The following is a 14,524-nucleotide window of genomic DNA, read 5'->3' as shown; positions in this document are numbered from 1 at the left end:
AATTTGCATGTTCGACCTTTCAGGCATGACTGCACTGGTCACCGGGGCTTCGGGCGGGATCGGGTCGGCGATCGCGCAGGCGCTGGCGGCGCAGGGGGCGCGGCTGGCGGTGTCGGGGTCCAATGCCGACAAGCTCAACGCGTTTCGCGACCAGCTTGGCGGGGACCATGTCGCGGTGCCGGCGAACCTGTCGGATGCGGCGGCGGTGGACGGGCTGGTGCCCGCCGCGGCCGAGGCGCTGGGCGGGCGGCTCGACATCCTCGTCAACAATGCCGGCGTCACGCGTGACAACCTTGCCATGCGGATGAAGGACGAAGAATGGGATCAGGTGATCCGCGTCAATCTGGAGGCGGCTTTCCGGCTGATCCGCGCCGCCGCCAAGCCGATGATGAAGCAGCGGTTCGGCCGCGTCATCTCCATCACCTCGGTCGTCGGGCAGACCGGTAATCCGGGGCAGGCCAATTACGCCGCATCCAAGGCTGGCCTCGTCGGCATGTCCAAGGCGCTGGCGCAGGAACTGGCCAGCCGCAACATCACGGTGAACTGCGTGGCGCCCGGTTTCATCCGCTCGGCGATGACCGACGTGCTGCCCGACGCGCAGAAAACCGCGCTGCTTACCAAGATCCCCGCCGGCGACCTCGGCACGGGGGAAGACATCGGTGCCGCGGTCGTTTATCTTGCGTCGCGTGAGGCGGGCTATGTCACCGGCCAGACGCTGCACGTAAACGGCGGCATGGCAATGGTCTAAAGCAGACTTGTAACGCAGCGAACCCCGTTCTACCTGCGTTCAGGATTTAACCACCCCTCTGAATGAACAAAAGGGAATGACTATGAGCGAGACCGCCGACCGCGTGAAGAAGATCGTCGTCGAGCATCTCGGCGTCGAAGCCGACAAGGTGACCGAGGATGCGAGCTTCATCGACGATCTCGGCGCGGACAGCCTCGACATTGTCGAGCTGGTGATGGCGTTCGAGGAAGAGTTCGGGGTGGAGATTCCGGACGACGCCGCCGAGAAGATCACCACCGTGCGCGATGCGATCACCTACATCGACGAGCACAAGGGCTGATCGCCTGACCGGGGCGCAGGGCGGCGTCGCGCCGCACGATGCACCCGATACGGTTTCGAGCGGCTCCCCGTCCCCGGCTAGTGGGCGGGGGGCCGTTTCGTTATGAACGCCTGTTTCGTTATGAATTTCATGGAGTAGCGCGATGCGCCGCGTTGTTGTCACCGGTCTTGGCCTCGTCACGCCCCTGGGCGCAGATGTCGAAACAGCATGGGCCAATCTCATCGCCGGCAAGTCGGGCGCCGGTCCGATCACGCATTTCGATGCTTCCAACCAGAAGTGCCGCATCGCCTGCGAGGTGAAGCCGGCCGGTCACGAATATGGTTTCGATCCGGGCAAGCGTGTCGATCACAAGATCCAGCGCCAGGTCGATCCGTTCATTGTGTTCGGTATCGACGCCGCCGGCCAGGCACTTGAAGACGCCGGGCTGACCGAAATGAGCGAAGCCGAGCGGTTCCGCGCCGGCTGCTCGATCGGCGCCGGGATCGGCGGCCTGCCGGGCATCGCCAGCGAGTCCCTCGTCTGCGAGCTGAAGGGGCCGAGCCGCGTCAGCCCGCACTTCGTGCACGGGCGCCTCATCAACCTGATCTCGGGTCAGGTCAGCATCAAATACGGCCTGATGGGTCCGAACCATGCGGTCGTGACTGCCTGCTCGACCGGCGCACACTCGATCGGCGACGCCGCGCGCATGATCGCGATGGATGATGCCGACGTTATGCTGGCGGGCGGCGCGGAGGGCGCGATCTGTCCGCTCGGCATCGCCGGTTTCGCCCAGGCGCGCGCGCTATCGACCAACTTCAACGACCAGCCCGAAAAGGCGAGCCGTCCATATGACAAGGATCGCGACGGCTTCGTCATGGGCGAGGGCGCCGGCGTGGTCGTGCTGGAAGAATATGAGCGGGCCAAGGCGCGCGGCGCGAAGATCTATGCCGAGGTGATCGGCTATGGCCTGTCGGGCGACGCCTATCACGTCACCGCGCCGCATCCGGAAGGCTCGGGCGCGTTCCGCTCGATGGAAATGGCGATGCGCAAGAGCGGCCTGTCGCTGTCCGACATCGACTACATCAACGCCCACGGCACCTCCACGCCGCTTGGCGACGAGCTGGAGCTGGGCGCCGTACGCCGGCTGTTCGGCGATGCGATCGGCGACCTGTCGATGTCGTCCACCAAATCCGCGATCGGCCACCTGCTGGGCGGCGCGGGTGCCGTGGAGAGCATCTTCTGCATTCTCGCGATGCGCGACCAGATCGTCCCGCCGACGCTGAACCTCGACAATCCGAGCGACAATTGTGCGGGCGTCGACCTGGTGCCGCACACCGCCAAGAAGCGCCAGGTGCGCGCGGTGCTGAACAACAGCTTCGGCTTCGGCGGCACCAACGCGTCGCTGGTGATGAAGGCGATCTAACCTCCTTGTGCGTCCCGGCGATGGTCGGGGCGCACGATCGGGCTGGCCGCGACTGGCCTCGGCCGTCGCCGAGGAAATGAAGGCACATGCGTAAGGTCGGCTGTTTCGGACTCCTCATCGGCCTCGCGCTGATCGCGGCGCTATACTGGGTGGGGCGCGACTGGTCGGGCGAGGGCCCCGCGGCCAAGCCGCTCGCCATCGTCGTGCCGGAGGGCGCGAGCCTGTCGCGCGCCGCGAGCGAACTCGAAAAGCAGGGCGCGATCCGTTCCGCACGACGCTTCCGCGGCTATGCGCGGTTCTTCGGCAGCGGCGCCCCGATCAAGGCGGGCGAATATGCGATCCCCGCACGCGCCAGCGCATCCGACATCCTGACGCTGCTGGAAGAAGGCAAGGTGCGCCAGCGGCTGGTGCCGGTACCCGAAGGCTATCCCTCGATCCTGGTGCACGAGGCGCTGATGCGCGCCGAGGGGCTGACGGGCAACGTGCCCGTGCCGCGCGAAGGATCCATTTTGCCCGACAGCTATGCCTATCAGCTGAACGACACGCGGGCGGCGGTGGTCGGTCGCATGCAGAAGGCGATGACCGATTATCTCGCCGCCGCGTGGAAGAAGCGTACCAAGCTGAGCGTCGTCAAGTCGCCGATGGAAGCAATCGTCCTTGCGTCAATCGTAGAGAAGGAGACAGGTAAGCCATCCGAGCGGCGCACGGTCGCGGCGGTGTATGCCAACCGGCTGAAGCTGGGCATGCCGCTCCAGGCGGACCCGACCGTTATCTACCCAATCACCAAGGGAAAGCCGCTGGGTCGACGCATCAAGCGATCCGAGCTGCAGGACAAGAACGGCTATAATACCTACGCCAGTCCCGGCCTGCCGGTCGGCCCGATCGCCAATCCGGGGCGCGCGTCGATCGACGCGGTGTTGAACCCTGCCCAAACCTCGGCGCTCTATTTCGTCGCGGACGGCACCGGCGGGCACGTGTTTGCCGACACGCTGGAACAGCACAATGCGAATGTGGCGAAATGGTATGCCATTCGCCGGGCCCGCGGGGAGATGTAGGCTGTTCATGTCGCCCCCCAGGGGCGTAGAAGTGGGCGCCGTCATGCTGGACTCGCCCCGTTCTTGACCACGCTCATGCTCATCGCCGCGGGCGTTGTCCTGTTGTTGCTGATCGCGGCTGCCGTTCTGGTGCTCAGCCGCGGGCTGGCGGCGCTGTCGGCCGCGTCGGCGCAGACGGACCGGTTGGTCCTGGCGGAAGGGCTGCTGGCGGGCGCGCCGATGCAGCCGATGCTGGTGCGTCCCGATCATCGCATGGAGATGCCGCCGCGCGTCGCGGATCTTTTCGGCCTGGTGCAGCCGCCAACGGCCTTCGACGGTCTCAGCGCGGCAGGCGGCGGCCTGGATCCGCGTGATGCTGAGCATCTGCTGGCCGACGTGATCGCCGTTCAGCGCTCGGGCAAGCCCTTCGTGCGCCAGGTCCGCCCGCGCGGCGCGGCACGCACGCTCACCTTGCGCGGCGCGCGTGCGCCGGCGGTGGCCGGCAGCGCCGATGTCGTGATCTGGGTGCATGATGCCAGCGAGGCGCAGGCCGAGGCGGAGCGTCTCGCCGTTGAGCAGACGCAGGTGCGCGAGGCGTTCAACGCACTCACCGGACTGATCGAGGCAGCCCCGCTGCCGATGTGGTATCGCGGCCCCGATCTTCGCGTGTCGATGGTGAACACCGCCTATGTCCAGGCAGTGGAGGGCGCCGATGCCGCCGACGTGGTGGCACGCGGTGTGGAGTTGATCGAAGGCTCGGGGCAGGGCGGCCCGCTCGCCGGCGCCACCGCAGCGCGGGAGACGGGGCGGCCCGAAGTGCGCGTGCTGCCCGCCACGATCGGCGGCGCCCGCCGGTCGATGCAGCTCTACGACGTGCCGCTGCCGGGCGGCGGCGTCGCAGGCTTTGCGATCGACGTCGAGGAGTTGGAGGAAGCCCGCGCGCGCGAACAACGCTTCGCCAATGCCCAGCGCGCGATGCTCGATCGTCTGTCCGCCGGCGTGGCGCAGTTCGGCAGCGACCGCGCGCTCCTGTTCTGCAACCAGCCGTTCCGGCGCATGTTCGCGATGCGCGGCGAATGGCTGGCGGATCGCCCCGAGTTCGACCGGGTGCTGGAGCGCATGCGCGAGGCGAACCGGCTACCCGAGGTCCGCGACTTTCCCGGCTGGAAGGCGGAGCGGCGCGACTGGTTCACCCGTACCGATGCCGCCACGGAGGAAACGTGGCACCTGCCCGGCGGCGTCCACATCCGCGTGCTCGCGCAATTGCTGCCAGACGGCGGGCTCCTGCTGATCTTCGAGGATCGCACGGAAGAGGTGCAGCTCGCCTCTGCCCGCGACACGCTGCTCCGCGTACGCACAGCCACCTTTGACAATCTGTTCGAGGCGCTGGGCGTGTTTGCCGCCGATGGCAGGCTGCAGCTATGGAACCATCGCTTCCGCGCCTTGTGGGATTTCGAAGAAGACTTTCTCAACAGCCATCCGCGGGTCGATGCGGTCGCCGATAAGATCGCGCCCAAGCTGCGGACGCCCAACCGCGCTACCCTTGTCAGCGAGCTGGTTCGGTCGGCCACGGCGGATCGCCAGCAACGCAACGGCCGCGTGGCGCTGGCCGATGGCCGTCATTTCGCCTTTGCCGCCGTTCCCTTGCCCGATGGCAATGCGCTGTTCACCATGCTCGACATCAGCGACAGCCGCCGCGCCGAGCAGGCGCTGCGCGATCGCGCGGCGGCGCTCGAGGCCGCGAATCAGGTGAAGACCGCCTTTGTCGCCAACATGAGCTACGAACTGCGCACGCCGCTCACCTCGATCAGCGGCTTCGCGGAGATGCTCCAGGCCGGCTACGCGGGCGCATTGCCCGACCAGGCCGAGCAATATGTCACCGCCATTCTCGATTCGGTCAGCCGGCTTGGCATGCTGATCGACGAGGTGCTCGATCTGACGCAGGGCGAGCGGGACATGCCGCTCCGACGCGAGGTGATGGAGCTGGCTGATGTGGCGCGCACCGCAGCCGCGGGGATGGAAGGAGCTGCTGCCGATCGCGGGATCGACTTCGCCGTCACCATCGATGCCAGCGCCGGGCAGCTGAGTGCCGATCCGCGCCGCATCCGCGAGGCGGTGGAGCATCTGCTGCGGCACGCCATCAACGCCGCGGCACCGGGTGGCCGCGTGCTGCTCCATGTCGATGGTGATGACGAACACGCGCGGATCATCGTGTCGGACGATGGCGAGGGGATCGATGAGCAGGCCGCGCGGCACGCCTTCGATCGCTTCGCCCAGCCGACCACCACCCGCGGCGTCCGTGCGCTTGATCTCGGCCTCCCGCTCGCGAAGCAGTTCGTCGAGGCGCATGGCGGCAGCATCTCGCTGGTAAGCGAGGTTGGCATGGGCACCCTGGTGAAGGCTGAACTGCCGCGATGACGCGAGGCGACGTGCATCTTGCCGATCCCGCGGCCACGCTCGCAGTGGGTGCGCGACTGGCCGAGGTGATCCGCCCCGGCGACGTGATTACCCTGTCGGGGCCGCTGGGCGCGGGGAAGACGAGCATCGCCCGTGGGCTCCTCGCCGGGCTCGGCCTGGCGGGTGAAGCGCCGAGCCCCAGCTTCGCGATCGTTCAGCCCTATGACCCGCCCGAGGTGCGCTTCCCCGTGCTGCACGTCGATCTGTATCGGCTCGATGGCCCTGACGAGATGCTTGAGCTCGGCCTTGACGAAGCGTTGTTCGATGCCGCCCTGCTGGTGGAATGGCCCGACCGCGCCGGGCCCGATGCGTGGCCCGATGCGCTGCGACTTACGCTCGCGATCGAACCGGATGGCGCGCGGCGCTTGACTTGGGATGCGCCGGCGGCATGGGAGCGCCGATGGTCCTAGATATGACGCCGCCCGCCGATGCGCCCCTGTTTCTTGCAGCGCACGGTTGGGCCGGAGCGACGATCCTGCCGCTGGCCGGGGATGCGTCGTTCCGCCGCTATTTCCGCATCGTCGACGGCGCCCGCAGCGCCGTGTTGATGGATGCGCCGCCGCCGCACGAGGACCCGCGCCCGTTCATCGCCGTGGCGAACTGGCTGACGGAGCGGGGCTTCGGCGCGCCGCGCATTCACGCGATCGACGAGGTGCGCGGTCTCGTGCTGCTGGAGGATTTCGGCAACGATCGCATGCGCGAGGCGATCGATGCCGAGCCGGACGGCGCCGTTGTGCTGTACGAAAACGCCGTCGACCTGCTGGTTCTGTTGCGCACGCACCCGGCCGGCGACTGGCGGCCCTATGATCGCGCCGAGCTTCAGCGCGAAGCCGGGCTTCTGGTCGAATGGTATTGCCCGGCGGTGGGGCTGGAGGTCGACACAGCCGGCTATGTCGCCGCCTGGGACGCAGTGCTTCAGCATGCCCAATATGATCGCGCGGTCACCGTGCTGCGTGACTATCACGTCGAAAACCTGATGCTGGTCGGCGCCGCGCGCACGCTTGGCCTGCTCGACTTCCAGGATGCGCTTGCCGGCCACGCCGCCTACGATCTCGTGTCGCTGCTTCAGGATGCACGCCGCGATGTCGAACCCGCGCTCGAGCAACAGATGCTGGCGCGCTATTGCGCGGCGACCGGCGAAGGCGAAGCGTTCATGCGCGCCTATCATGTGCTCGGTGCGCAGCGGAACGCGAAGATCATCGGCATCTTCACTCGGCTGTGGCAGCGTGACGGCAAGGATCGCTACCCGCAGCTCTGCCCGCGCGTCTGGACCTATCTGGAGCGCGATCTCGCCCGGCCGGAGCTGGCGCCCGTGGCGGCGTGGTTCGATGCCAACATCCCCGCGGCGATGCGCGGCGATCCTCTGGCCCTGAGCGCGCGATGAGCAAGCCGCGCGTTATCCGCCCCGGGCTGCCCGCCGCCGTGCCGCAGACCGCGATGGTGATGGCTGCGGGGCTGGGCAAGCGTATGCGCCCGCTGACGGCGACCCGCCCGAAGCCGTTGATCAAGGTCGCGGGCAAGACATTGCTCGATCACACGCTCGATCACCTGCGCGACGCGGGCGTGCGGCGTGCCGTCGTCAACGTCCATTATCTTGCCGACACGCTCAGGGGGCATCTGGAAAGCGTCAAGGGACTCGATATCGTCGTGTCGGACGAGCGGGCGCAGCTGCTGGAAACCGGCGGCGGGCTGATGAAGGCCAAACCGCTGCTCGGCACCGAGCCGATCCTCGTGGTGAACAGCGACAATTTCTGGCTCGATGGCCCGATCGACGCTTTGTCGCTGCTGGCGGCGCGCTGGAACCCGGCGGAGATGGACGTGCTGTTGCTGCTTGTGCCGTTGGCCCGGGCGCATTGCCATCGGGGCCAGGGCGATTTCCACATCGCCAGCGACGGCCGCATCACCAGCCGGCGTCGCGCCGGCCGCTTGGCGCCTTTCGTGTTCATCGGCGTGCAGATCCTGAACCCCGCGATCCTCGAAGATGCGCCTGACGGGCCGTTTTCGACCATGCTTTTCTGGGAGCGCGCGATCGCGGCGGGGCGGGCCTTCGGCGTCGTCCATCAGGGCTTGTGGGTCGATGTCGGCACGCCGGCAGCGATCGCGCGGGCAGAAGCCTTGCTGATCGATGGGTGATCGCGCCGCCCCGCAGCTTTTCACCATCCCGTCACATCGCGCATTTGCAGACGCGCTGGTCGCCGGGCTGATCCGGCGCTTCGGCGACGACCCGCTGGGCCTCGCGCACGGCCTGGTGCTGCTGCCCAACAATCGCGCCAAGCTGGCGGTGACCAACGCCTTTGTGCGGGCGCGTGGCGGCGCGCTCGTCCTGCCGCGTCTTGTGGCGATCCTTGCGGACGATCTTGGCGAAGCGATCGGCGCCGCGCTCGACCCCGCCGACGCGCCCGATCCGCCGCCGCCGTCGGTCGCGCCGTTGACCCGCCGCATGATCCTTGCGCGGTTGGTGAAGGAGGCGAAGCCTGATCTCGACACGGCAGAGGCGGTGCGACTGGCTGGCGATCTCGCGCGCACGCTCGATCAGCTGATCGTCGAGGAAGTCGATCCCGCGCGATTGTCATCGCTCGACCTTGGCGACCTGACCGATCACTGGCGCGCGTCGCTGGAGCTTTTTCGCGTGGTGCTCGATCACTGGCCGGATGAGCTGGCGCGGCTCGGCCGGATCGACGGCGCAACGCGGCGCGTGCTGCTGCTCCGCCGCCTGGCGGAACGCTGGCGCCTTGATCCGCCGCCCGGTTTCGTGTGCGCCGCGGGCATCACCGACGCCGCACCGGCCGTTGCCCGTCTGCTCCGCCGCGTCGCCATGCTTGATCACGGCCTCGTCGTGCTCGCCGGGCTCGATCGTGACATGGACGAGGCCGAGTGGCAGGCGCTTGGCCCGCACGAGCCGGATCCCGTCACCGGCCGTGCGCCGCGCGCGATCGAGGTTCATCCGCAGTTTCACCTCAAGCAATTGCTCGAACGCATGGGCCTCGCGCGCGCTGACGCGGCGCGCTGGCCCGACGGCAGCGATCATGACGCCTCCGAAGCGCGTGGTCGCACGATCGCGACCGCGCTTGCGCCGGCCGAATATACCGCCCGCTGGACGGCATTGCGGCCGCAGCAGCGCCAGCTCGCCGGTGTGCGCGTCGCCGAATTGTCGAGCCCGGCCGAGGAAGCGCAGGCCATCGCCCTCGCGCTCCGCGCCGCCGTGGAGCAGCCCGAGCGCACCGCCGCACTCGTCACGCCGGATCGCGCGCTTGCCCGCCGCGTCTCGGCGCATTGCGCTCGCTGGGGGCTGGAGGTGGACGACAGCGCGGGTCGGCCACTGTCGATCACGCCGCCGGGCACGTTGCTCACGGCAATCTGCGACGCGGCAACCGAGCGCTTCGCCCCGCTCGCGCTGCTCACCTTGCTGAAGCATCCGCTGGTGCGCGCCGGCGATGCGCGAGCGCGCTGGCTCGATGGCGCGCGGCGCCTCGACCGAAACCTGCGCGGCCCGCGGCCATCGCCCGGTCTGGACGGCATTGCCGCGGCTCTTGGCGACGGTGCCGGTGACTGGTGGGCAGAGGTGCGCGCCTTGCTCGATCCGCTCGCTACCGCCTTTGCTGACGGTACAGCGCCGCTCGCAACACTCGTTGCCGCGCTGCGCGACGCGGCGGACGCGCTCGCCGGGATGGAGGCGTGGCGTGGCCCTGCCGGCCGCGCGGCTGCCGATCTGCTCGCCGAGCTCGAGACGGAGGCGCCGGCCGGTCCATCCAGCGCAACGCCCGAAGATCTTGCCCCCATGCTGCGGTTGCTGATGGACGAGATCGCCGTTCGTCCGCCGCAGGGCGGGCACCCGCGGCTCGCCATCTACGGCCTGATCGAGGCCCGGCTGCAATCGGCGGACCTCATGATCCTTGGCGGCCTCAACGAAGGCACCTGGCCCGCCAGCGCCGCGCCCGATCCATGGCTTGCGCCCCGCATCCGGGCGACGCTTGGCCTGCCGGGGCTCGAACGGTCGATCGGTGTCGCTGCGCATGATTTCGGCCAGGGGCTGGGCGCGCGCGAGGTGCTGATCACGCGCGCCCGGCGCGATGCACGCGCGCCCGCCATCCCGTCGCGGCTGTGGCTGCGTCTCGCGGCGATGGCCGGCGATGAGTTCGACCGCGCGCGCGATCGTCAGTTGGAGGGCTGGACCCGACTGATCGACGACGCCGGCACGCCCAAGCCGGCGTCCCGCCCGGCGCCCCGACCACCAGCCGCGCTGCGCCCCACCGCCATGTCGGTGACCCAGGTCGATCGCCTCAAGGCCGATCCCTTCGCCTTCTATGCGCAGCGCATCCTGCGTCTGTCCGCGCTGGAGCCGGTCGATGCGGATCCGACCGCTGCGTGGCGCGGCACCGCGGTTCACGGCGTGCTGGAAGCCTGGGCACGCGATCACGCCTGCCAGGTGGACGCCCTGCGCCCGCTTGCCATTGCCATGTTGAGCGATCCCGGCACGCATCCGCTGATCCGGGCGCTGTGGCAGCCCCGGCTGCTCGCGGCGGTGGAATGGATCGCGCAGCGCATGGCCGCCGAGCAGCAGGCCGGGCGCAAGGTCATCGCCGCCGAGGGGCGCGGCGGCACGCAGATCGCCGGCATCGATCTCTCCGGCCGCTTCGACCGTATCGACCGTCTGCCCGACGGCACGCTCGGCATCGTCGATTACAAGACCGGCAAGGCACCCTCGGCGGCAGCGGTGCGCGCCGGCTTCTCCATGCAGCTCGGCCTGCTCGGCGCGATCGCTGAGGCTGGCGGCTTTGCCGGTATCGGCGGCACCGCCGGCGGCTTCGAATATTGGTCACTCGCCAAGAATCGCGAGGGCTCGTTCGGCAGCGTCAGCACGCCCGTCGATCCGAACGGCAAGAACGATCGCGTCCTCACCGGCGAGTTCGTCGACCGTGCCCGCGCCGTCTTCACCGATGCGGCGCAGCGCTGGCTGACCGGTGACGACGCCTTTACCGCAAAGCTCCACCCCGAATATGCGCCTTATGCCGAATATGACCAGCTGATGCGCCGCGACGAATGGTACGGCCGTGAGAACTGATCGCCACATGCCCGCCGGGGACCGCTGGTGAGCGGCGCCTCGGGCGCTCGCCCGCTTCCACCGCTGCGCGGGGAGCAGCGCCGCGCCAGTGCGCCCGACGCTCACGTGTGGCTTTCCGCCTCGGCGGGCACGGGCAAGACGCAGGTGCTGTCCGCCCGCGTCTTCCGCCTGCTGCTGCGCGGCGTCGATCCCTCCGCGATCCTGTGTCTCACCTTTACCAAGGCCGGCGCGGCCGAGATGGCCGCCCGCGTCAATCAGCGTCTCGCCGCCTGGGTGCGGATGAAGGACGCGGACTTGTTCGCCGACCTGACCGCGCTGGGCGAGCCGGGCGATCCGGCGCAGCGCGACCGTGCCCGTACCCTGTTCGCCAAGGTGCTCGATGCGCCGGGTGGCGGCCTGCGTATTCAGACGATCCACGGCTTCTGTCAGGGCCTGCTCGCCGCCTTCCCGGTCGAGGCGGCGCTCGTTCCCGGCTTCCGCCCGATCGAGGCGCGCGAGGAAGCGGTGCTCGCCCGCGCGACGCTGGCGGAGGTGCTCGTCTCTGCGGAGGCGGAAGGTCGCACCGCGCCAATCGAGGCCGTCGGCAAGCTCAGCATCCGGCTGGGCGAGGTGGCGGCGGAACGCTATCTTCACGATTGTGCCCGCGCCGGCGCGGCGCTCGAGGCGCTGCCCTCCGGCATCCAGCCGTGGCTCCGCCGCACGCTCGACCTGCCCAGCGGCGATGTCGAGGCGCATATCCGCGAGGCGTGCGGCGAGGATGCGATCGACCGGTCGACACTGGAGACGATTGAAGCATTGAACCGCGGCTGGGGCGGCAAAAAGGGCACGGAGCGGGCCGGTGTCATTGCCGCCTGGCTGGAGGCAGGCGCCGAGCAGCGCGCCGCGACGCTCGACCAGCTTCACCTCGTCTGGGCGAAGGCAGACGGCGATCCGCGCTCGTTCGGCAAGGGGCAGGCGCCGCAGGATCCGGACTATGCCGATCTCGCCATGCTCCTCCACGGCACCTGCGCCGATCTGCTGAGCTTGCGGGTCCGCGCCGCCTATGCCGATCTGCTCGCCGAGGGGCTGACGGTCGGCCGCGACTACGCGCGCGCCTACATGGCCGCGAAGCGCCGCCGCGGTCTGGTCGATTTCGACGATCTCATCGCCGCCACCGCGCGCCTGCTCGACGTGCCCGGCATCGGCGATTGGGTCCGCTTCAAGCTCGATCAGACGACCGAACACGTCCTGATCGACGAGGCGCAGGATACCAACATCGCGCAATGGCGCATCGTGCGCGCATTGGTGGACGAATATTTCGTCGGTCGCGGTGTCTATGCGCCGTCGGTCCGCACGCTGTTCACGGTGGGCGATCACAAGCAGGCGATCTTCGGCTTCCAGGGCACCGATCCCGTCAATTTTCGCGCCGCCGAGCGGTATTTCGCCGCCAAGGCTGCCGAGGTCGCCGGCGACGACCGCATGCCGGACGAGGAGCGTGGACTGCCGTTCGAGCGGCTGTCGCTCGTCTCGTCCTTTCGCTCCACCCGCCCGGTGCTCGAGTTCGTCGACGCCGCGGTCGCGGCGCTCGGCTCGGACGCGCTGGGGCTCGATCACGACATGCCGCCGCACGCCAGCGAGGTCGCAGGGCCGGGCTGCGTCGAGCTATGGCAACCGATCGCGGCCGGCGCCGCGGAGGACGATGCCGGCGACGAGGAATGGATCGATGACGCCGTCCGCGCCAACGCCACCCGCATCGCGCGTCAGATCCGCGGCTGGCTGGACAGCGGCGTCATGCTGGAAAGCAAGGGGCGGCCGATCCGTCCCGAGGACATCATGGTGCTCGTCAAGCGGCGCGGCGAGATCGCCCAGCTGCTCGTCGCACGCCTTTATGCGGAGGGTGTGCCCGTCGCGGGCGTCGATCGCCTGCGCCTCAACGCGCCGCTTGCCGTGCAGGATCTGCTGGCGGCGATCCGCTTCGTGCTCCAGCCGCAGGACGATCTCAGCCTGGCCAACCTCCTTGTCTCGCCGCTCATCGGCTGGTCGCAGGAGGAGCTGCTCGCCCGCGCCGTGCCGCGCACCACCAGCCTGTGGCGCCACCTGTCGGCGCATCACCGCGATCTGCTCGGTCCGCTCGACGCGATGCTCGCACGCGCGGATTTCTCGACCCCGTATCGCTTTCTCGAAGAGATACTCTCCGGCCCCTTGCAGGGGCGCCGCCGCTTGCTCGCGCGGCTGGGCGAGGAGGCGCGCGATCCGATCGAGGAGCTGCTCAGCGCCGCGCTCGAATTCGAAACCACCGCCACTCCGTCGCTGCAACGCTTCCTCGACTGGTTCGACCGTGGCGAGGTGGAGGTGAAGCGCGAGGCGGAGGGCGTGCTGAGCGCCGTCCGCGTCATGACCGCGCACGGCGCCAAGGGGCTTCAGGCGCCGGTCGTCATCCTGGCCGACGCGACGGCCGATCCCGATGCCACGCGCGGCGGCACGCTGATGTGGACGCCGGACGGGGCCGAGGCGCCGATCCCGGTCTTCGCACCGCGCCCCGCAGAGCGCGCCGGGCCGATCGCCGACGTAGCCGCCGAAGCGGAGAGCCGCGAACGGCAGGAGCATTGGCGCCTGTTCTACGTCGCCGCCACCCGCGCGGAGGAACGGTTGATCATCGCCGGATCGCTCAGCGCACGCTATCGGAACGGCCCGCCGGAGGCGAGCTGGTATGCCGCCGCAGAGCGCGCCTTTGATACTTTGGGCGTGCCGACGGGTGAGGGCAGGGCCTTTCGTGGCACCGCGCCGGCCGATCCGGTGCCAGCGCGTCCGTCCACCGACGCGGAAAAGTCGGCGCCGACCTCGCTACCTGACTGGGCGCGCCGCCCCGCCCCGCCCGAGGCCCGCCCGCCGCGCCCGCTTGCGCCCTCATCGATCGGCGAAGACGCGGTCGCCGATCCGCCGCCCACCCCCGCGATGCGCGCCGCAGCGCAGCGTGGGCGACTGATCCACGGTCTGTTCGAGCGATTGCCGGCTGTCACTCCCTCCGAACGGCGCGCTGCCGCCGATCGGTGGCTGCTGCAGGTCGGCCAGATCGCCGACCAAGCCGAGCGTGGCGCGCTGATCGACACCGTTTGCGGCATCCTCGCCGATCCTGAGACCGCGGCGCTGTTCGGCGCGGGGTCGCTGGGCGAAGTGCCGATCAGCGCGGTGATCGATGGGGGGCTGGTGATCGCCGGTACCGTCGATCGCCTGCTCGTCACGCCGGAGCGCGTTCAGCTCGTCGACTTCAAGACCGGCCGCTTCGCGCCCACCGATCTGGCAGGGGTGCCGGCCTATCATCTGCGCCAGATGGCGGCTTATGCTGCGGCGCTCTCGGTCATCTTCCCCGATCGTCCGGTCGAGGCGGCGTTGCTGTACACGTCGGCGCCGCTGCTCATCCATTTGCCGGCATCGCTGCTGGCTGCGCACAAGCCCGGCTTGGGTCGCGCGGAGCAAAGCTTGCCCGACGATCGTTGAGTGTGCCGATCGGCGCTCCTAGATT

Annotated in this window: 10 protein-coding genes; all 10 read left to right on the top strand. The window is 69.2% G+C overall.

Annotation, left to right across the window (positions count from 1 at the left end; translation table 11 throughout):
* The first annotated feature begins 7 nt into the window (after nucleotides 1-7).
* The 10 genes from fabG to addA all read left to right on the top strand — a co-directional run bounded on the left by fabG (nucleotide 8) and on the right by addA (nucleotide 14,499).
* A complete protein-coding gene (fabG, locus tag SPDO_RS04775; RefSeq protein ID WP_088366229.1) occupies nucleotides 8-748 on the top strand; it encodes a 3-oxoacyl-[acyl-carrier-protein] reductase in 741 nt (246 codons plus the stop codon).
* Nucleotides 749-830: 82 nt separating this feature from the next.
* The gene (locus tag SPDO_RS04770; RefSeq protein WP_046410516.1) at nucleotides 831-1,067 is read left to right on the top strand and encodes an acyl carrier protein; all 237 of its coding nucleotides are present in this window, start codon (nucleotides 831-833) and stop codon (nucleotides 1,065-1,067) included.
* A gap of 142 nt (nucleotides 1,068-1,209) precedes the next feature.
* Nucleotides 1,210-2,469, top strand: a complete 1,260-nt coding sequence (gene fabF, locus SPDO_RS04765) for a beta-ketoacyl-ACP synthase II (RefSeq protein ID WP_088366228.1) — start codon at nucleotides 1,210-1,212, stop codon at nucleotides 2,467-2,469.
* An 86-nt stretch (nucleotides 2,470-2,555) separates the two neighbouring features.
* On the top strand, nucleotides 2,556-3,524 hold the full coding sequence (gene mltG, locus SPDO_RS04760) for an endolytic transglycosylase MltG (RefSeq protein WP_088366227.1): 969 nt from the start codon (nucleotides 2,556-2,558) through the stop codon (nucleotides 3,522-3,524).
* A 75-nt stretch (nucleotides 3,525-3,599) separates the two neighbouring features.
* Nucleotides 3,600-5,921 (top strand): sensor histidine kinase, encoded by a 2,322-nt coding sequence (locus SPDO_RS04755; protein ID WP_088366226.1) that lies wholly within the window; start codon nucleotides 3,600-3,602, stop codon nucleotides 5,919-5,921.
* Nucleotides 5,918-6,370 carry a tRNA (adenosine(37)-N6)-threonylcarbamoyltransferase complex ATPase subunit type 1 TsaE gene (gene tsaE, locus SPDO_RS04750; protein ID WP_088366225.1) on the top strand — a complete coding sequence of 151 codons (453 nt, stop codon included), beginning with the start codon at nucleotides 5,918-5,920 and terminating at the stop codon, nucleotides 6,368-6,370. Before SPDO_RS04755 ends, tsaE begins: the two co-directional genes overlap by 4 nt.
* Before the next feature lie 2 nt (nucleotides 6,371-6,372).
* Nucleotides 6,373-7,344, top strand: a complete 972-nt coding sequence (locus SPDO_RS04745) for an aminoglycoside phosphotransferase family protein (RefSeq protein ID WP_211280003.1) — start codon at nucleotides 6,373-6,375, stop codon at nucleotides 7,342-7,344.
* Complete coding sequence (locus SPDO_RS04740) at nucleotides 7,341-8,093, top strand: nucleotidyltransferase family protein (RefSeq protein ID WP_088366223.1); 753 nt, start codon at nucleotides 7,341-7,343, stop codon at nucleotides 8,091-8,093. Before SPDO_RS04745 ends, SPDO_RS04740 begins: the two co-directional genes overlap by 4 nt.
* On the top strand, nucleotides 8,086-11,022 hold the full coding sequence (addB, locus tag SPDO_RS04735) for a double-strand break repair protein AddB (RefSeq protein WP_088366222.1): 2,937 nt from the start codon (nucleotides 8,086-8,088) through the stop codon (nucleotides 11,020-11,022). Before SPDO_RS04740 ends, addB begins: the two co-directional genes overlap by 8 nt.
* A gap of 27 nt (nucleotides 11,023-11,049) precedes the next feature.
* Nucleotides 11,050-14,499, top strand: coding sequence for a double-strand break repair helicase AddA (gene addA, locus SPDO_RS04730; protein WP_088366221.1), 3,450 nt, complete (start codon nucleotides 11,050-11,052; stop codon nucleotides 14,497-14,499).
* The last annotated feature ends 25 nt before the right edge of the window (nucleotides 14,500-14,524 follow it).

Source organism: Sphingomonas dokdonensis, from assembly GCF_002197685.1.
GTDB lineage: Bacteria > Pseudomonadota > Alphaproteobacteria > Sphingomonadales > Sphingomonadaceae > Sphingomonas > Sphingomonas dokdonensis.
Note: the sequence above shows the minus strand (reverse complement) of the source record. Positions and strands in the feature narration are given on the sequence as shown.

Bases quoted from the DNA above. Each gene is read 5' to 3' on its own strand.
- fabG (WP_088366229.1), top strand. From the start codon at position 8: ATGTTCGACCTTTCAGGCATGACTGCACTGGTCACCGGGGCTTCGGGC.
- SPDO_RS04770 (WP_046410516.1), top strand. From the start codon at position 831: ATGAGCGAGACCGCCGACCGCGTGAAGAAGATCGTCGTCGAGCATCTC.
- fabF (WP_088366228.1), top strand. From the start codon at position 1,210: ATGCGCCGCGTTGTTGTCACCGGTCTTGGCCTCGTCACGCCCCTGGGC.
- mltG (WP_088366227.1), top strand. From the start codon at position 2,556: ATGCGTAAGGTCGGCTGTTTCGGACTCCTCATCGGCCTCGCGCTGATC.
- SPDO_RS04755 (WP_088366226.1), top strand. From the start codon at position 3,600: ATGCTCATCGCCGCGGGCGTTGTCCTGTTGTTGCTGATCGCGGCTGCC.
- tsaE (WP_088366225.1), top strand. From the start codon at position 5,918: ATGACGCGAGGCGACGTGCATCTTGCCGATCCCGCGGCCACGCTCGCA.
- SPDO_RS04745 (WP_211280003.1), top strand. From the start codon at position 6,373: ATGACGCCGCCCGCCGATGCGCCCCTGTTTCTTGCAGCGCACGGTTGG.
- SPDO_RS04740 (WP_088366223.1), top strand. From the start codon at position 7,341: ATGAGCAAGCCGCGCGTTATCCGCCCCGGGCTGCCCGCCGCCGTGCCG.
- addB (WP_088366222.1), top strand. From the start codon at position 8,086: ATGGGTGATCGCGCCGCCCCGCAGCTTTTCACCATCCCGTCACATCGC.